This is a genomic window from Duganella sp. CY15W (assembly GCF_009857555.1).
Lineage (GTDB): Bacteria > Pseudomonadota > Gammaproteobacteria > Burkholderiales > Burkholderiaceae_D > Rugamonas > Rugamonas sacchari.
In genome coordinates this window covers 1,474,453-1,492,682 of record NZ_WWCQ01000001.1, presented here as the reverse complement: position 1 = coordinate 1,492,682, position 18,230 = coordinate 1,474,453, and the positions used below count along the sequence as shown (strand labels likewise).

At 61.7% G+C, this 18,230-nt stretch carries 9 protein-coding genes; all 9 read right to left on the bottom strand.

Annotated features, from left to right (window positions below):
• Positions 1–7 precede the first annotated feature (7 nt).
• The 9 genes from GTP58_RS06730 to GTP58_RS06690 all read right to left on the bottom strand — a co-directional run bounded on the left by GTP58_RS06730 (position 8) and on the right by GTP58_RS06690 (position 18,228).
• Positions 8–1,099: an acyltransferase family protein gene (locus GTP58_RS06730; RefSeq protein ID WP_161076760.1), complete on the bottom strand. Its 1,092-nt coding sequence runs from the start codon at positions 1,097–1,099 to the stop codon at positions 8–10.
• Position 1,100: 1 nt separating this feature from the next.
• A complete protein-coding gene (locus tag GTP58_RS06725) occupies positions 1,101–2,264 on the bottom strand; it encodes a DUF5009 domain-containing protein (RefSeq protein WP_161076759.1) in 1,164 nt (387 codons plus the stop codon).
• Positions 2,265–2,440: 176 nt separating this feature from the next.
• Positions 2,441–5,593, bottom strand: a complete 3,153-nt coding sequence (locus GTP58_RS06720) for a two-component regulator propeller domain-containing protein (RefSeq protein WP_161076758.1) — start codon at positions 5,591–5,593, stop codon at positions 2,441–2,443.
• A 10-nt stretch (positions 5,594–5,603) separates the two neighbouring features.
• Positions 5,604–6,314 carry a response regulator gene (locus GTP58_RS06715; protein WP_072782502.1) on the bottom strand — a complete coding sequence of 237 codons (711 nt, stop codon included), beginning with the start codon at positions 6,312–6,314 and terminating at the stop codon, positions 5,604–5,606.
• Between the two features lie 352 nt (positions 6,315–6,666).
• Positions 6,667–7,599 (bottom strand): DUF535 family protein, encoded by a 933-nt coding sequence (locus GTP58_RS06710; protein ID WP_161076757.1) that lies wholly within the window; start codon positions 7,597–7,599, stop codon positions 6,667–6,669.
• 138 nt (positions 7,600–7,737) lie between these two features.
• Positions 7,738–8,379 carry an ABC transporter substrate-binding protein gene (locus GTP58_RS06705; protein ID WP_229215439.1) on the bottom strand — a complete coding sequence of 214 codons (642 nt, stop codon included), beginning with the start codon at positions 8,377–8,379 and terminating at the stop codon, positions 7,738–7,740.
• 178 nt (positions 8,380–8,557) lie between these two features.
• Positions 8,558–9,319, bottom strand: a complete 762-nt coding sequence (locus GTP58_RS06700) for a thioesterase II family protein (protein ID WP_161076756.1) — start codon at positions 9,317–9,319, stop codon at positions 8,558–8,560.
• A gap of 9 nt (positions 9,320–9,328) precedes the next feature.
• The gene (locus GTP58_RS06695) at positions 9,329–10,972 is read right to left on the bottom strand and encodes a cyclic peptide export ABC transporter (RefSeq protein ID WP_161076755.1); all 1,644 of its coding nucleotides are present in this window, start codon (positions 10,970–10,972) and stop codon (positions 9,329–9,331) included.
• Positions 10,969–18,228, bottom strand: a complete 7,260-nt coding sequence (locus GTP58_RS06690; RefSeq protein ID WP_161076754.1) for a non-ribosomal peptide synthetase — start codon at positions 18,226–18,228, stop codon at positions 10,969–10,971. Before GTP58_RS06690 ends, GTP58_RS06695 begins: the two co-directional genes overlap by 4 nt.
• Positions 18,229–18,230 lie beyond the last annotated feature (2 nt).

Genomic DNA, 18,230 nt, shown 5'->3' with positions numbered 1-18,230 from the left:
AGTCTCCTCAGAGTTTGATGTATATTTTTCGGCGGTCCATCACATAGGCCACCAGCCAGCATGCCAGCATGTATGCCACCGCGAACAACAGGGACGCGTTGTAAGGCGATGACCACGACAGGAACAAGGTTTGATACAGCCAGCGGTACAGCATGTCGCCGCCCACGTACAGCCGCGCCAGCACAATCACGGCGACATCCGCCAGCACATAGATGAACAGCGTGTTTTTGCCGAAGACCTCGAAAAAGTATGTGCCAGACCGCAGCCCCGCCTTGTCGATAACAGCAGACAGCACCGCCAGGATGATCAGATCCCAGCCCACGGTGCAGGCAACGAAGGAACTGGTCCACAGCTTTTTATTCATCGGCAGCAGTGCGTCCCATCCGTACGCCAGCAACAGGCAAGCCGCTCCCGCCATCGCCAGCTTCGTCAGCGGGCGCTTTTGCCGGAGCCACACCGCCGCGCCGTAACCCGCCAGCACGTTGACGATGGATGGCAAGGTGCTGAGTATTCCTTCCGGATCAAATGCGATGCCCTCGCCGTGATAAAGATGCGGTGCGCCCAGCAGCGCCAGATCAAGCTTGAGCACTGCGTTGCCACTGAGCGTGTAGTCACCGAAGGAAGCAAGCAGCCACCAGTATCCCGTCAACGCGATCACGCTGAATACGGCGGCCCCACGCAAGCCGCTGTAGCGCACGATCAGCGCGGCGAACAGGTAGCACAGGCCGATCCGCTGCAGCACGCCCATGACGCGGGTATTCGCGAACGGCGCCAGCGTGAAGTCCGGCGTAAAGAACGGGAACCAGTACAGCAGATAGCCACACAAGAAAATCAGCGCACCGCGCTTGAACACGCGCTTGAGGAAATACGCCTCGCCATGGGCCTCGAACTTCTTCATGCTCAAGCTCATGGCAGCGCCTACCACAAACAGGAAGGACGGGAAGACAAGGTCCGTCAGCGTGAAGCCGTGCCAGAGCGCGTGCTCCAGCGGCGCATAGCTGTTCTCGCCGCCAGGCGTATTCACAATAATCATCAGCGCCAGCGTCAGGCCGCGGAAGACGTCCAGCGCCAGATAGCGCGGGGAAGCAGGATTCGACATCTCAGAGTTTCAGTTTAACGTTATAGACATTCAGGACAGCGACGACCGCCACGATCACTGAAGAAAACAGCAGCGCAAAAGCGATGGCAACACCGCCATGCATCAGCACCGGCCACCAGTGCAGATGCAGGTAGCGCATCAGCGTGGCCAGCACGATCGGCAGCAGATAAGTCACCAGGGGATTGGCCGCTGCAGGCTGTACCAGCGCAGTCCATCGCGTGAGGTGACGCATTGTGGTCAACCAGTACAGCAGTACCAACAGGCCGCTGCACAACGCCGCGCAATACAGCGCCCACGGCGGTGTCGCGCCAATCTTGGAGATGGGATAAACGTGATGCAGCAGGTATGCCGCCACGGCCAGCAGCAAGGCCATTGCCAACCCTGCCGCCACCCGCCGCATGCCATCGGCGCCGCGTGCGCCGTCAAACAACAGCAGCGCGCAGATGGCGCCGCACAGCACAACGGAGGTATGCGTGGCGTGCATGGCGACGACTTCGTTGCCATCGAGAGCGTGGCTGTCCATGAACCACAATACGCAGGCCACTGCCGCAAGCACCAGCACTGCCAGCCGTCCACGCCCGGCGAGATACACCAGACTGGCAGCGAGGTACGCCCAGCCGATGCAGCCCAGGATGCCCCACCACGACGTCTGCATCGAGCCATCGCCGGCCGGACCACTGCGGTAGACCAGCGCCAGTAACACGATTACCGCCACGCCGGACCAGCGCAGCAGGCGGTTGCTGCGCGTTCCCCATACCAGCAGCGCCGCGCCAAAAAAACACAAGGCCCACAGCTCAATGGAGATGCCCATTGCCGCCTGGTTGTAGCCCTCCTCCGTGTTGACCATGAACAGGCCGAAGACGATCAGGCCAAACGCCCTTGCCGCAACCTGGCGCAGGGTCTGGCCCGTACTGCCCTCGATTGCCAGCCGGTGATTCAGGCTAAAAGGCACTGAGGTGCCGACCACGAACAGAAACGCCGGGAACACGATGTCGGCCAGGCTCATGCCGTCAACACTGGCCGCCATGTGCTGGATGCCGTAAGGGATGCCGTCGGCGCCCGACAGGCAGTTCACGAACAGCATGACAACGAACGTCAGGCCGCGCAAGGCGTCGATGGCGACGATGCGCTGGCGCGGTAGAACAGGGAGTTTTTTTATTTGCATGCAGAGACACTAGCATGTGCCTGACGGGCCTCGCAACGGCGCCCAGCTAACACGGCAAGTGATTGATTACATGGAAGAATCATCAAAAATGGGGAAATCGCGCTTACGCTTCTTTACAGAAGTGGTCTGCATCGCCGCAGAACCGGTGCCCCTGAACTCCGCCAGTTCACAAATCATTACGAATTGATGGCGCCTGGCAGCAGGATCGTGGCAAGCAAGCCACCTTCTGGATGGTTCTGCAGTACCAGCGTGCCCTGGTTTTCTTCGATGATGCTGCGGGCGATTCCCAGCCCCAGTCCCAGACCATCCGCATTTTTGGCACGTCCATGATCGAGCCGCATGTGCGGCTCAAACAGTTGCGCCAGCTGTTCCGGCGGCACGCCCGGCCCGTAATCGCGGATCTGGATATGCACCACACCGTCGTACTCCGAGGTAGAGATATCGGCGCGGCCGCCGTAGAACAGCGCATTGTCCAGCAGATTGCCGATGGCACGCTTGAGCGCCAGCGGCCTGGCCTGCACCACCAGTCCGGCCGGCGCAAAGCCGATCTTGTGGCCGGCCAGTTGCGCGCTGCGCAGCATGCGCCCGATCAGCGCGTCCAGCCTGACGGGCGTGGTATTTTCATAAATGTCGCTGTCCTTCACGGTTTGCAGCGCACCTTTCACCATCATGTCCAGATCATCCAGATCGTCATGGAACTCCCTGCGCACAGCGTCATTGTTCAGCAGCTCGGAGCGCAGCTTGAGGCGCGTGATCGGCGTACGCAGATCGTGCGAGATCGAGAGGAACAAGCGTTCGCGGTCTTCCACGTAGCGCTGCAACTGGGTTTGCGCCTGCTCCAGCTCCTGCGTGCGGGTCCGCACCTGCACCTCCAGCTCGCGCCGCCGGCGCGCATGCATGCGTTCACGGGTGCGGTGGCCCAGCCACACCAGCATCAACGCTGACAGGATGAACGCAAGCCGGAACCACCAGCGCTGCCAATATGGCGGCGCGATGTCAAACGCCAGTGGTGGCGAGGGCTGGCCCCAGACGCCATCCTTGTTTGCGGCCTGCACCTGGAACTCGTAGGCGCCGGGATCGAGATTGGTATAAGTGGCGACACGCTTGCTGGCATCGCTCTCGATCCAGTCACGGTCATAGCCTTTAAAGCGGTAGCGGAACCGGTTACGCTGCGGATCGCTGTAGTGCAGCGCCGCGAATTCAAACGTCAGCGCGGCCGCATCATGCGCCAGGCGCATCGCAGCGCTGCCGACGTGCAGCGGCTTGCCGCCTGCCTCAACCGAGGTGACCACTGCGGGCGGTGGATAGGGATTGTCGCGTATGCCCGCTGGGTGGAACACGGTCAGGCCATTGACGCCGCCGAAATACATGGTGCCATCGCGCTCGCGGTAGGCCGAGCCGGAAAAGTAATAGCCTTCTATCATGCCGTCGCGGGCGGAATAATTCTTGAACGCGCCCGTTGCAGGCGCCATGCGCGAAATCCCGGTGGCAGTGCTGAGCCAAAGCGCACCGTCATCGGCCTGCAGGATGGCGCCGATGGAATCGTCGGCCAGCCCGTCGCGCGTGGTGTAGCGGCGGAAGCGTAGCGTGCCGCTGGCGTCGCGCACCATGCGGTTCAAGCCACCGTTGGTACCGATCCACAGTGTGCCTTGGCGGTCGAGAAAGAGCGACTGCACGCGGTCGCTACTCAGGCTCGATGCATTCGCCGGGTCGTGATGGAAGCGGCGGAAGCCACGGCCATCGGCGGTTAGCAGATTCAGGCCATTGTCAGTGGCGACCCAGATCGCACCGGTGGCGTCTTCCGCCGTCATGCGTACCCAGTCGTCACTGAGACTGGCCGGATCGCGCGCGTCATGGCGGAAGCTGCGGTCAGGCCCGCCCCCGCTGTCGATACGGTGCAAGCCTCCACGGCTGCCTACCCACAAGTTGCCGGCGCGGTCCCCCGTGATGTGGGTGATCGAGCCGCTATTGGGATCGGGGCTGTCAAAGCTGTGTGCCGCATACGTGCCCCGCTCGGGATCAAAGCGCCCCAGCTCGGCGCTGCTGCCAACCCAGGTCACGCCACGCGCATCGCGGTACACCGACAGCACGATCTCCTTGTTGTGCATATGGCGCTCCAGCCGGGCGTCACCGCGCAGCCGGGTCACCTTGCCGGTCGCCGGGTCCAGCCGGTCGATGCCGCCAATGCCCGCCAGTAGCAGCCCGCCTTTACCATCGCTGCACATGCCATAGATACGGTTGTCGTGCAGCGTGCGCGGATCACCCGGGATGTGGAAGTAGCGGCTAAAGCCACCGCTGGCCAGGTCGGCGCGCCGCACACCAGCCGTCCAGGTGCCTACCCACAGCGTGCCGCTATGGTCCTGGAACAGGCTGGACACCTCATTGCTGGCGCTCTGGTGGGGATCCGCCGGGATCACGTCAAAGCGCTTGCGCGCCGCATCCCAGCGATGCAGGCCATTGGTATTGGTGCCCAGCCACAGCGTGTTGTCGCGGTCCTGCACCAGCGCGGTCACCAGTCCTGGCGCCAGTCCATCGGCAGGACCAAACAGATGGCGCGGCATGCCGGGCACGCCCAGCTGCCAGCTCACCAGGCCGTCCATGGTGACCAGCCACAGGACCTGGTGCTGGTCGATGCGCAGCTGCTGCACCTCGTTGAGCGGTGCATTCGGCCTGGCCGGCGTATCGATGTGGAAGTGCTGGAACTGCGTCGCGCCGGCGGCAAGCCGGTCCAGGCCTTGCTTGAGGCCGACCCACAATCCACCATCGGCATCCAGTGCCAGCGCGTTGACCCGGTCGTTGGCCAGGCTGCCAGGATCGGCCGGATCATGGCGCAGCACCTGATAACGTCCCGATTCAGGATCGAAGTGATGGACGCCATCGCTGGTGCCCAGCCATAGCTGTCCATAGCCATCGCTGATGATGGCCTGCACCTGCTGCCGGCCACTCCGCCCCGGAGCATCAGGGGCTACGGGGAAGCGGGTGAAATCGCCGGTGGCAGGATCAAAGCGCTGCAAGCCGCCACGGGTGCCGACCCACAGGCGGTTCTTTTTATCGACATGGAGCACCTGCACCCAGTTGTCGGCCAGGCTGCGCGGGTCGTTGGGAATGGTGCGGTAGACAGTGACGCGGTAGCCATCGTAGCGGCTCAAACCATGCTGGCTGCCGAACCACATATAGCCCTGCTGGTCCTGCACAATCGCGGTGACGGTTTCCTGCGCCAGGCCGTCCTTGACGCTCAATTGCTCGAAGTTGAGGGTGTGCGGTATCGCGGCCGCTGCGAGGCAGTGCAGCAGCCACAGACAGCTGGCCAGCATGGCATGGCGAAGCATGGTGACCGGCTCACGCCGGCGACACAGCGACATCGGCCGAGAACACGTAGCCGGCGCCGCGCACCGTCTTGATCAGCGACGGCTGCTTGCCGTCGTCATTCAGGCGCAGACGCAGCTTGCTGATCTGGACATCGAGCGAGCGGTCGAGCGGACCGGCATCACGGCCACGCGTCTGTTCGCATAACACGCTGCGGTCGAGAATCGCGCCAGGATGTTCAACGAAGTACTTCAGCAGCTGATAATCAAGGCCGGTCAAGGGCACCAGCGCGCCTGCGCTGTCGGTCACCGTGCGCTCCAGCAGGTCCAGCGTGAAGCCGACAAAACGGTAATAGCGCGTGACGCTCTGATTGTCGATGCCGGCGCGGCGCAGCAGCGCCTTGATACGGGCCAGCAGCTCGCGCGGGTCGTAGGGCTTGGCGATGTAATCGTCTGCCCCCAGTTCCAGGCCGACGATACGGTCCGCCCCATCTGAAATCGCGGTCAGCATGATGACCGGCACATTGGAGCGGCGGCGCACCTCTTTGCACAGCACGAAGCCGTCGGTATCGGGCAGCATCACATCCAGGATCACCAGCGACAGCTGGTCGGCAAGACGTGAGAACTCGGATTGAAAGCTCAGGCCATTCTGCGCCAGCGTCACCTCGTACTGGTGTTTTTCCAGATAGGTTTTCAGCAGCACGCCCGCTTTCTCGTCATCCTCCGCAATCAATATCTTGCGCATACCGCTTCCTGTCCGATGAATTCTGTTCTTAATCGCGCCTTAGTATAACCATAAGAGCGTGGAAAGAAAAAGCCGGTGTCCGGCGGGACACCGGCCAAAAAGGAAGCACCGTACCAAGGGGAGGAATAGGTGATTCCACTACTGAGCAGGCACGAGCTCATACCCACGAACGGATTCTAGCACCGGCCGCACGGACTACCGAACAGGTGCTAAGCATATGATTTATATGAAAAATATCTATTCAGATAAAATATGCCATTACATTTCCTTACTGCGGCCGGCCCAGCCCTTGGGAACTGCTGCCATTGCCGCTACACGAGGCGCAATACCTGCTGCAGACGCCTTACAAAACTTAACAAAAATCTTCGTAGCGCACGCTACAAACCTGCCTGGCACTGCCCCGAGGCAGCGCTGCCAATACGCCGGCGGCAAACTGGCAGACAGTGTCATGGCGCCTGCGCGCTGCCGCACGTTTACGCGACGGCACCGTCAGCAGACAAGGTTCTTTCAGGCCCGAACATGGCAATTCGAAGTTGCCATCGGGGCGCGGCAAGGCACCGCAGGAGCGCCAGAAATCGTCATAGTCCGCATGCACCTTGCCCTGCCGCTGCGCGCGCAGCAGAACACGATTGCGGTTGCTCACCAGTTGCATGTGCTGGCAACCCAGGTCGTGCCCCAGCACATTGAGCAGCTTGACCATCAGGTTCTTTGGCCTCAGACCATGCAACTCGCTTGTGGCGGTACGCACCAGCGCCAAACCATGGTCGCCTTTCGGCCCCTGCATGCAGCCGACGCCCATCTGCACCGCAGCACCGGTGCGCAGGAAGGTAAAGGCGCACGAATACACCAGTTCATTGTTCCGCAATAGGCGCAGCGCCAGCTCCCCTTCCCGTTCCAGCGGCTCGACCGCGCATAACTGTAGCTGATAAACCGCGCCGGATTTTCCCGCGACCGATGCCAGCAAGACCGGACTTCTCGCGGCCTTCAGCGTCAGTGCTCCCCAGCCTATCGCCTGGATAAAGGTGTAATGCCCGATGAGCACCCGCACCCGCTGCGAGCACGTCATGGTGTTGCTCTGGTAAGGACGGTAGATCTTGCAGATCAGGCGCGGGCGGATCGTCGCCAGGTCGGCAAACAGTGCATCTGAATTCAAAAACACCAGCCACTTGTCAGTGGCATAGGGATGCAAAAATGCTCTGAGATTTAATTTTGCGCTTTCACGCAGCCATTTGAGGCCACGGAAATCATTCGCTCCGCAGCTCGGAGAAATCGTTGGCGCGTACATGGATAACAACTCCTACAGACACGGCGCTTGGCAGTAAGCGCCTTACCGTGAGAGTAGCGGCGATCCATGAACGGACTATGGGGCACACATGGAGATTTGATTGAGACGTGAAAAATCTGTCGCCGGTTCCACCACCAGCTATTTCGGCGCCGTCCTGTAACGCGCCATCATCTGGTCGATGGCGCCACGCCTGTGCAGCGCGTCGATGGCCCGGTTCAGCTGCGCGAGCGTCAGCTTGCCGTCCGGCCTGATCGCGCAATAGGTGTTGAAGCTATTGATCTTGAGGCTTACGGCATTCAATTGCTGGCGCGAGGGATGAACGTAGCGTGCATAGTCGAAGTACAGGGAATTGGTGACGATGTAATCGAAACGGTGCAGCACCAGCTTGGCCAGGTTGACCTCATCGCTCATGGCATCGTCACGCGTGTAATGCACGCCGATTTCCGCATCGATCTCGGGATAGCGGTAGCCGTGTATGGTGCCCAGCCGGGCATCACGCAGGTCCCTGAGCGTATTCGCAGGCGGCGTGTCCGTGCGCGAGGCAACGATAAGGTTATTGGTGAATATCGCCGAGGACCAGGCGTAGTTCTTCCCGTCCAGCCACTCCGGCTTGAGATCGCAGACGATATCCGCTTTACCGGTTTGCAGCATTTCTTCCACCCGCTTGCGGGGCACCAGCAGGTAACGTGGCGTGAGCTGCAACGCTGCGGCCAACGCGTCGCCGAAATCCTTGAGCAGACCGCCGCTCAAGGTATAGCCGGAAAAAGCCGTCATCGGCATGGCGCTCCCCGAGGAGATTGCAAAGACCAGGTCCTGCGACCGGCATACGCCGGCACTCAGTAGCAGTAGAAACAATATCGATCGCATCATTTTCATCAGCGTATGATACCGCCCTTCGCAATCTCTACGCGCATCCATCTATATGACATGGCGATTCCGTTGCATTTCTTGTTACGCGTCAGCCAGGCACCTTTCCGGTCAAGGTATCGCGGACGGCATCCAGCACGGCGGCGCGGGCGCCGTGGATGAAGAAGTGGTCGCCCTCCAGCCATATCACGCGGCTGTCGGCACTGGTTTCCGTCGACCACGCTGACGCCTGATCCTGCGTGACATGCGGATCGCCGCGCCCTGCCAGCACGGTCAGCGGCATATCCAGCAGCGGTGCGAGACGGTACCGGTAGCTGTCTACCAGGCCAAAGTCGGCCCGTATCATGGGCAGCAGCATCGCCATCAGTTCTGCGCTTTCCAGTACGGCAGCCGGCGTGCCGTTGTAGGATTTCAGTTCCGTCATCAGGTCCTCATCGGGCAGCAGATGCAGATTGCGGCCCGGCTTGCGCATACCTGGCGCTGCACTGCCAGACACCATCAGCTGACATGGTTGCGGCAGCAAGCGCAGCTTGCAGTAACGCGCCACCTCGAACGCCAGCAGCCCGCCCAGACTGTGGCCGAAGAACGCAAACGGCAGCCGCTCCTGCGCCGCAATAGCGTAGGCCAGTTCCTGCACCAGCCAGAAAAAATTGGACACAGGCTTCTCGCTGAAGCGGCTGCCACGGCCCGGCAATTCAATCGCCACAACCTCAATTGCGGGATCGAGTTCACGCTGCCATCCGCCGTAGACAGCGGCGCTGCCGCCGGCATAGGCAAAGCAGTACAGCCGCATGCGCGGCCTGGTGCTCGCCGGCTGGCGTATAAACCAGCGCTGGGTTTCATGGATCGTCATGCCCAGTCCTTAAACAGCATGCAGCGATGTACGCTGCGGTGTGCTGATTTCACTCAGGTGGCCGTCCGCCAGCTTGATGATACGGTCAGCACAGTCGAAATACGCGTCGTCGTGGCTAATCACCAGCACTGTCTTGCCACGCGCCTTCAGATCCGGCAGCAGCTCGGTGTAGAACACCCGCTTGAACGCCGGGTCCTGGTCCGCCGCCCATTCGTCAAACAGATAAATGGGACGGTCCTCAAGATACGACGCCACCAGCGCCAGGCGCTTGCGCTGGCCCGTGGACAGGTTCACGGTCGTGAATTTGCCGTTCTCCACCCGCACCTTATGCCCCATCTGAAGCTGCTCGATGTAGCGCATGGCGCGCGCCGGCATGTCGGTGCCGTCGCAGTCCAGCAACTGGTCGAACAGGTGGAAATCCGCAAACACTGCGGAGAAATGGCTGCGGTAGTGTTCCAGGTTGCCTTCCGTGACAGCGACGCCATTCAGCCTTACCGTCCCGGCTTCCGGCTGATACAAGCCAAGCAGCAGCATCGCCAGCGTCGTCTTGCCGCTGCCATTGCCACCCACGATGAACACGGTCTCGCCTTGCGTGACGCTCAGATCCAGCGGTCCAAGCATGAAATGACTGTCGTCCTGCAGGCCCGGATAGCGATGGCAGACGCCATGCAATTCCAGCTGCAAGCCACCCTGCGCGCCGAACGGGTTGGTGGCGAGTGCCACGGCTGGCCGTGCATCCAGCTCGCCATTGAGCTGCATGATCTTGTTGAGGGCGACGGCAGCCTGCCGCACGGGCGGCAATGCGCCCACCATCTCGGTCACAGGCTTGATCAGATAGAGCAGTGTCAGCGTGATGGCGGTCAGCGTTGCCGACTGCTGCGGCAACCATTGGGGCAGCACGAACAGCAGCATGCCGATCACCAGGTAGAACATCATCGCGCCGGCATTGGCCACCCAGGTATAGGTGCTCATGGCGCGGACAAAGGTGTCGCGGAATCCGCCGGCACTCCCCGCCAGCACGCGTCCGACAAACTGCTCCGCACGGGTGCGATTGAGCTGCAATTCCTTGCTGCCCTCCACCAGGCTGCGGAAATGGCCATACAGCGCATCCATATGCTCGCGCATCTGGACCAGTTGGCGCAGCGGCCCACGCTCCGCGTAGTGGTAGCCGGTCACGCACACTATCAGGCACACGGCAAACACCAGGAATACCTGCCAGGACAGCCAGGCCATATAGCCAAGACAAGCAACAATGACAACCACGTTACCAAATGCCAGTGGCAGAAACTGGAATGCCTGGATGAAGGTGTCGATGTCCTTGGTGAGGATGGCCAGCAAACCGTGCTTGCCCAGCTCCTGCAGGCGTGTCAGGGGTGTTGCCAACAGCTTTCGGCTCAAATCCACACGCAGCCGGAAGATGGCGTCCTGCGTCAACCGCAGCAGAGCGATCTCCGAAATCGACTTGCATACCAGCGTCACCAGGCACAGGCCGAAAAAACTCCAGGCCAGTGCTGCCGGGCTTTCCGTCCCGCTCACACCTTTGCTGATGACCGCCACCAGCGCTGCCCCGGCCACGCCACCAATCGAACCAGCGACCGTGGCGATCGCCAGCAAGCGGCGTGACTGCCGGTACAGATATGTGAGTAGATTCATGCCCTTCCTTCCAGCAGGTCATTCAGATGGCCCGCAATTGCCGACGCATTCGCGCCAAGAATAAAGTCGCCATGCCGTCCCGGCAGCGTAAAGGCCTTACTATGATCGCGAGCATGCGTGTACGCGTGCCATGCCTTAACGTCTGCGCCCTCGCCCACCGTTCCGTCAGCCCAGAAGCTATATACCGGCGCCTGTAACATGGCAGGTTTGAAGCCGTTGGCCAGGCGGATATTGTCATTCATATCGCGGTGCTTTTGCACCAGTAACGCTTGCAAAGCACGGTCGAAGGACAGCCGGACCTCCAGCTGTTCCGGCGCCTCACACAGCAACGCGGCCAGCTGCGGTATGCCGATTTCTCCTGCCAGCATGCGAATGCGCTGATACAGTGCCACGTGTTCATCGCCCACACGCGCTTCCAGCGCATAAGCGCTATCGGCCAGCATATCGTCAAGATACTGCTCCAGCGTGAAGCCAGGCCGCACCACATCGCCACGAAATACCGTGTCAAACGGCGCGACCCAGGCCACCTGATGCCCCTGCTCCTCAAGCAGGGCAGCGATACGCATGGCGAGCGTACCGCCGAGAGACCATCCGGCCAGGCGATAGGGCCCGGCACAGGTGGCGCAAATATCGCGTGCGTAGGCCGCCGCCACAGCATCCAGCGTGTAGGGCGTAATACTGACGCCAGCATGGAATGCGGACTGTATGCCATATACCGTGTAGTCCGCCGCCAGCGCCGCTGTCAGTTCGGCGTAGCAGAAAATGCTGCCATCCGCCGGGTGTACCATGAACAGCGGCGTATCGCCGCCGGCACGCAGCGGCACCACATGGCTCTCGGTCACGGTATCGGCGTCCAGGGCTGCGGCCAGCGCTGCAATGGTCGGCGTGGAGAACAGCTGCGCCACTGGCAAGCGGCGCCCCAGCTCACTGCCGATGGCCGCAATCAGCCGGACAGCAAGCAGTGAGTTGCCGCCGAGGGTAAAGAAGTTGTCGTGCGCGCCCACGCGCTCCGTCCGCAGCAGGCGGCTCCAGAGCACGGCAAGACGCTGCTCGGTGGCAGTCGCTGGCGCGACGTAAGGCTGGTCGTCCGGTACGGAATCGGGTGCGGGCAAAGCTGCCCGATTGACCTTGCCGTTCGGTGTCAATGGCAGTGCATCCAGCGCCACGTAACGGGTCGGCCGCATATAGTCGGGGAGCTTGCCGCTTAAGTACGCGCGGAGAACGGCGGTATCGGGCAGGCCATCTTCTCCGACGACATACGCCACCAGTTGCTTCTCGCCGCTGGCGTCGGCGCGGATCACCACGATCGCCTCGCGTACCAGCTCATGCTGCCCCAGCACGGATTCAACATGCCCAAGCTCGATGCGGAAGCCGCGCAGCTTTACCTGCGTGTCGACACGGCCCATACACTCCACCATGCCGTTCGGCAGATACCGTCCCAGATCGCCAGTGCGGTACATGCGGTCCGACGCTGCCTGTGAAAATGGATTCGGCAGGAAGCGTTGCGCCGTCAGCTCCGGATCGCCGCGGTAACCCGCTGCCAGATGCGGGCTGCGCAAATACACTTCGCCATGCTCGCCAACACCGGCCTGCTGGCCCGCCGCGTTCAGTACCAGCAACTGCACATCGCGTACGCCACGGCCCAGGGGAATAATCTCGCGCAGCGATTCAGCTGGCGACTCCAGGCCGACATCGTAATAACTCACGGCACGCTGCGTCTCCGTGGAGCCGTAGTAGTTGATGATGCGTACTTTGGGCGCCAGTTGCTGCAAACGCTGGACATCGCGGCGCGTCAGCACGTCTCCCACCAGGAAAACATAGGCCAGGTCCGGCAAGGCCAGTCCCGCCGGCGCCTCTGCTAGAATCTGCGCCATGGCCGGCGTCAGGTGGGCAATGCTGGCGCGGCTTTCCTTCATCCACTCGGCTAATGCATGCGGCATGAAGCAGTCCGGGTGCGGGATGTGCAGTGTGGCGCCTATGCACAACGTGGTAAAGATATCACGCTGCAGCGGATCGTGCGCCAGGCCAGACAGCATGGCAAAGCGGGCACGCCCGCTGATATCAAAGGTGTCCTGTAGCCATGGCAGGAAGTGTGTGAGCGGACCGTGGCGTCCCTGTACCGCTTTGGGCTTGCCGGTGGAGCCGGAGGTGAACGCGATCAGCGCGACATCGTCCTGCGTTAGCTCCTGGTGCCGGCGCGATCGCGCGCCGCAATTGCGCAAGCCTGCATGACTGTCGATGTCCCGCAGGTCCAGATATACCGGCACGAGCGCTACCAATGCTTCCCGCTCGGGGCCAAGCGCGCCCTCCGCCACCTGTAGCCAGGCGCTTGGCGGCGCTGCTTCCAGGCAGGCCTGCAAATGACCTGGCGGATAAGCGGGATCGAGCATCATGAATGCGGCGCCAGCCTTGAGCACACCCATCACGGCCGCCACCAGTGTGGCATTGCGCGCGGTACAGATGGCAACGATATCGCCAATACCTACATCGCGCTCCTGCAGCCAACAGGCGATACGTTCACTTTGTTCATCCAGCTCGGCGTAGGTCCAACGCCGCTCATGCGATACCACGGCGGTTGCCAGCGGTGTGCTGCGGGCATGCCGCATAAACAGTTCGTGTACCGGGCCACCCCAACCGCCATCCAGCGGCTGTGTCGGATCGGGCAGCAGCAGCCGCGCTGCTGGCGTAAGCAGGCTATGTATCTCCACGAGATCATCCGGTGCGGCACACGCCTGCTCCAGCAGCTGGGCGTACTGGCGCAATGTCTCTTCCATGCGGGCCCCATCGAACAGGCGGCTGTTGTAGACCAGGTTTAGGTGGACGCCATGCTCCGTATCCTGCGCGTAGACTGTCATGTCAAACTTGGCGCTGTCATGGCCGCCATCGAGGCCTGATACTTCAAGCCCATCGAAATGGCCTTCGCCCGAGGGCAGGTTCAGCATATTGAAGTAGACCTGGAACAGCGGATTCCGGCTCAGGTCCCGGGGCAGCTTTAATGCATCGACAATATGCTCGAACGGTACGTCGGCGTGGCTATAGGCATCCAGGGCAGTCGCGCGCACGCGCCGCAGCAGCGTGCGGAAACTCGGCTGGCCGGACAAATCGACGCGCAAAACCAGATTGCCCAGGAAAACACCGATGAGTCTTTCCAGTTCCTCCCGATTGCGATTGGCTGACGGTGTACCGATGACGATGTCCGTCTCGCCGCTGTAACGCGCCATCAGCAAGCCGAACCCGGACAGCAAGACCATGAACAGGCTGGCATCTTCGGCACGCGCCAGCTGCCGCAAACGGGTAGACAAGCCGGCATCCAGTTGCAAGGCCGTGCTGGCGCCATCAAAGCGCTGCACCGGTTCACGCGGTCGGTCCAGCGGTAGATTGAGCAGTTCCGGCGCGCCGGCCAGTTTGGTTTTCCAGTAGTTGAGCAATTCTTCCTGCGCAGGCTGGCCGCGCTGCCACACAGCGTAGTCCGTGTATTGCAAAGGTAGTGGCGCCAGTTCTACGGCGCGGTACAACTGCATCCACTCGTCGGCCAGAATTCCCATCGACCAGCCATCGGCGATGATGTGATGCAGATTCAATAGCAGGATGTGCTCTTCTTCTGCGACTTCCAGCAAGTCCGCGGCCAGCAGCGCCCCCCGCTCAAGGTCGAACACGCGCGTGGCATGCATCTGCGCGCGCTGCGCCACTTGGTCTGCGCTTACTGACTGGCAGTGCAGCATGGCAGCCGGTTCAGGATCGATCACGATTGTCGGTCCCTCCACCCCAGCCACAACACGTGCGCGCAAGATGGCATGGCGCTGCTGGAGCTTCAGAAACGCGCCCGCCAATGCCGGGACATTGAGCTTGCCGCGCAGGCGCAGGGCCAACGGCATGTTCAGTGCAGCGCCCTGTCCTTCCAGCTGCTGCAGGAACCACAGGCGCTCCTGCGTGAACGAGAGCGGATAGCTGGCCGCCGGCGGTGCTGCGGGAATATGGGACCGCCCTTGTCCTTCTGCCGATGGCAGCCGGGTAGCCAGCTCACTAACCGTTGGGGCTTCAAACAGGGCCCGCAGCGGCAATTCCGTACCCAGACGCGCGCGCAGCTGACTGATCACCTGTGTCGCCAACAGGGAATGTCCGCCCAATGCAAAGAAGTTGTCATGACGGCCGATGCGCTCCACCTTCAGCACATCGCGCCAGATGGCCACGAGTATCTGCTCAGCTTCCGTTGACGGTGCTTCGTAGCTGCCGGTATCCGTTTCTGGCGCCGGTAGCGCCTTGTGATCCAGTTTGCCGTTCACCGTCAGCGGCAGCGTGGCGAGCCTTACATACTGCGCCGGGACCATATAATCCGGCAGCACACGCTTCAAAGCGGCACGCAGCGTTTCTCCATCCGGCACGGCCTCGCCAGCCACATACGCAATCAGCTGCAAGCCCGTTTCCTGCCGGGCAGCGACGACGGCGGCTTCACGCACATCTGGAATTGCGCGCAGTGCCGCCTCGATTTCGCCCGGTTCGATACGGAAGCCACGCAGTTTGAGCTGGCTATCGATGCGGCCAAGGTAGCAGATGCTGCCATCCGGCCGATAGCGCGCCAGGTCGCCACTACGGTACAGGCGCGCGCCGGACTGTCCCCACGGGTCGGGGATAAAGCGCTCCGCCGTCAGTGCCGGTTGTCTGAGGTAGCCTCGCGCCAGTCCGGCGCCACCGATATAGAGTTCGCCAGTAACGCCAACAGGCACCGGGTTCAGACCCGCATCCAGCAAGCGGCAATACACATTGGGCAGCGGCTGTCCGATCGGCGGGGCGCCGTCTTCATGCTCGCCGCACTGGTGCAGCGTTGCGCACACCGTGGCTTCGGTCGGACCGTACGCGTTGATGAAACGGCGTCCGGTGCGCCATTGCGCCGCCAGCGCCGCTGGACAAGCCTCGCCGGCTACTACCAGGGTCGATGGCATGAGCGCGCCGGCCGGCATCGATGCAAGCAAGGCTGGCGGCAGCGTGGCGGCATCCACCTGCAGCGCGGCCAGCGTATTTTCAAGACGGTCCGGCAGCAAATCATTACGCGCCGCCAGCACCAGCGTGGCGCCCGTGCTCAATGCGACGAAAAACTCGGATGCCGAAGCGTCAAAGTTGAACGAGGCGAATTGCAGCATGCGCAAGCCTGGCCGGGCTCCAAATGCGCGCGCCTGGCCGTGCACCAGATTACACAACGCGCCATGCTGCAGCATCACGCCTTTGGGGCGACCGGTGGAACCTGACGTGTAAATGACGTAAGCCAGATGGGCGGCGCATGTCAGATTCTCTGGATTCGGCTGCTCTTCAACTGGATCGCCTTGCGAAGACAGCGCCATTATCCGTACAGCTGCGGGCAGACGATCACTCAAAGAAGGCTGTACCAGCACCAATTGAGGACGTGCATCCTCCAGCATATATGCCAGACGCTCAGCAGGATATGCAGGATCAAGTGGCAGGTAGCCGGCGCCCGCCTTGAGGACGGCCAACACCGCGACCAACATGTCCGGTCCACGTTCGGAGCAGATACCAACCAGCATATCAGGCCCAACGCCTGCTTCACGCAAGCGCCAGGCAAGCGCATTGGCACGTGCATTCAGCTCCGCGTAACTCATTGCGCCGCCCCGCCAGGCCAGCGCCTGGGCCAGCGGCGTGCGCGTCACCTGCGCCTCAAACAGCGTGTGTGTCGTTTGCGGTCCGTCCCAGGAATGCGCTGGTGAATTGAAGCCGGCTAGCTGCGTCGCCTCTTCCGCCGTCAACCAGGGCAGATCGGCCACAGGTGCATCAGGGCGGTCAACGACTGCCGCCAGCAGCAGCTGCAGATGAGCCGCCATGCGGACGATAGTGGCAGCGTCGAACAAGTCCGTGTTGTACTCAAAGCTGGCACGCAGCGCCGGTCCTTCGTCCTCTATGCCCAGCGTCAGGTCGAATTTGGACGTGGCACTGTCAGCCACGATGGGATATAGCGCCAGTCCCGGAAGTTCGGCGCCGTTCGCCGGCGTATTCTGCAAGGCCAGCGCGGCCTGGAATAAAGGCGTGTGACTGGTATGGCGTGCCGGTTGGAGCGCTTCTACAACCTGCTCAAACGGCACGTCCTGATTCGCAAGAGCCTCCAGCGTGTTTTTGCGCACGAGGCCAAGCAGCGTCTCGAAGCTGTCCTGCAGATCGAGCTGGGTACGTAACACCAGCGTGTTGACGAAAAATCCGATCAGATCCTCCAGTTCCGGACGCCCTCTTCCTGCAACCGGCGTTCCGATACAGATGTCCTGCTGCCCGCTATAACGTGACAATAGCAGCTGGAATCCGGCAGCAATCAGCATGAACAAGGTGCTGCCCGTGCGTCGTGCCAGCGCCTGTATACCGGCAGCGGGCAGTGTAAAGCGGTGCAGCGATCCATGCTGCGTTTGTACATTGGGGCGCGGCCGGTCCGTGGGAAGTGTCAGCAGCTCGGGCGCACCTGCCAGTTGCTCCTTCCAGTATGCGAGCTGACCCTGCAACCGCCCGTCCTCAAGCCAGGCTTGCTGCCAATGGGCATAGTCAGCATACTGCATCGTCAATGGCGGCAGCGGTGATGGTTGGCCAGTCGAATACGCCGCATACAGATTTGCGATTTCACCCAGCAGCACACCCATGGACCAGCCATCGGCCACGATATGGTGCACGGTCAGCAGCATCACGTGCGACTCTGGCGTTAAGCCCAGCAACCTGACACGAATCAATGGACCCGTCGCGAGATCAAACGGCGTTTGCGCCTCGCGCTGCGCCAGCTGTTCGATGCGCGCCTGCTGCTCGTCTGCTACCAGTGCAGACAAATCGACGAACTCCAGCGGCAGGCCACAGGCTGCGTCGATATGCTGCATTCCATCGACAAAGCGTGTCCGCAGCGATTCGTGGCGACGCTGTACTTCGTCCAGCGTGCGCTGCATGGCCGCTACGTCAAGATGGCCCTCAAGCCTGAGCGCCGAATGAATATTGTAAAAGGCACTGCCAGGCTGGAGCTGATCCATAAACCACAAGCGCCGCTGCGCCAGCGACATGGCGCAGCGGTCAGGGGCCGCCCAGGAAGTCCGGTCCGCGACGATGCTGACATCGCGGGACAGCATGGACACCAGCTCTGGCTTGTACGCGCGGATGGTCTGTACCAGATCTGCGGTGAGCAGGTCAGTGCGCCCTTCCAGCACGAGTTCTTCACCTTGCGCCAGCAAGGAAATACCACGTGCCCGCAGGCTGTCCAGAAAAACGTTCAAGTCCATGGTCATGC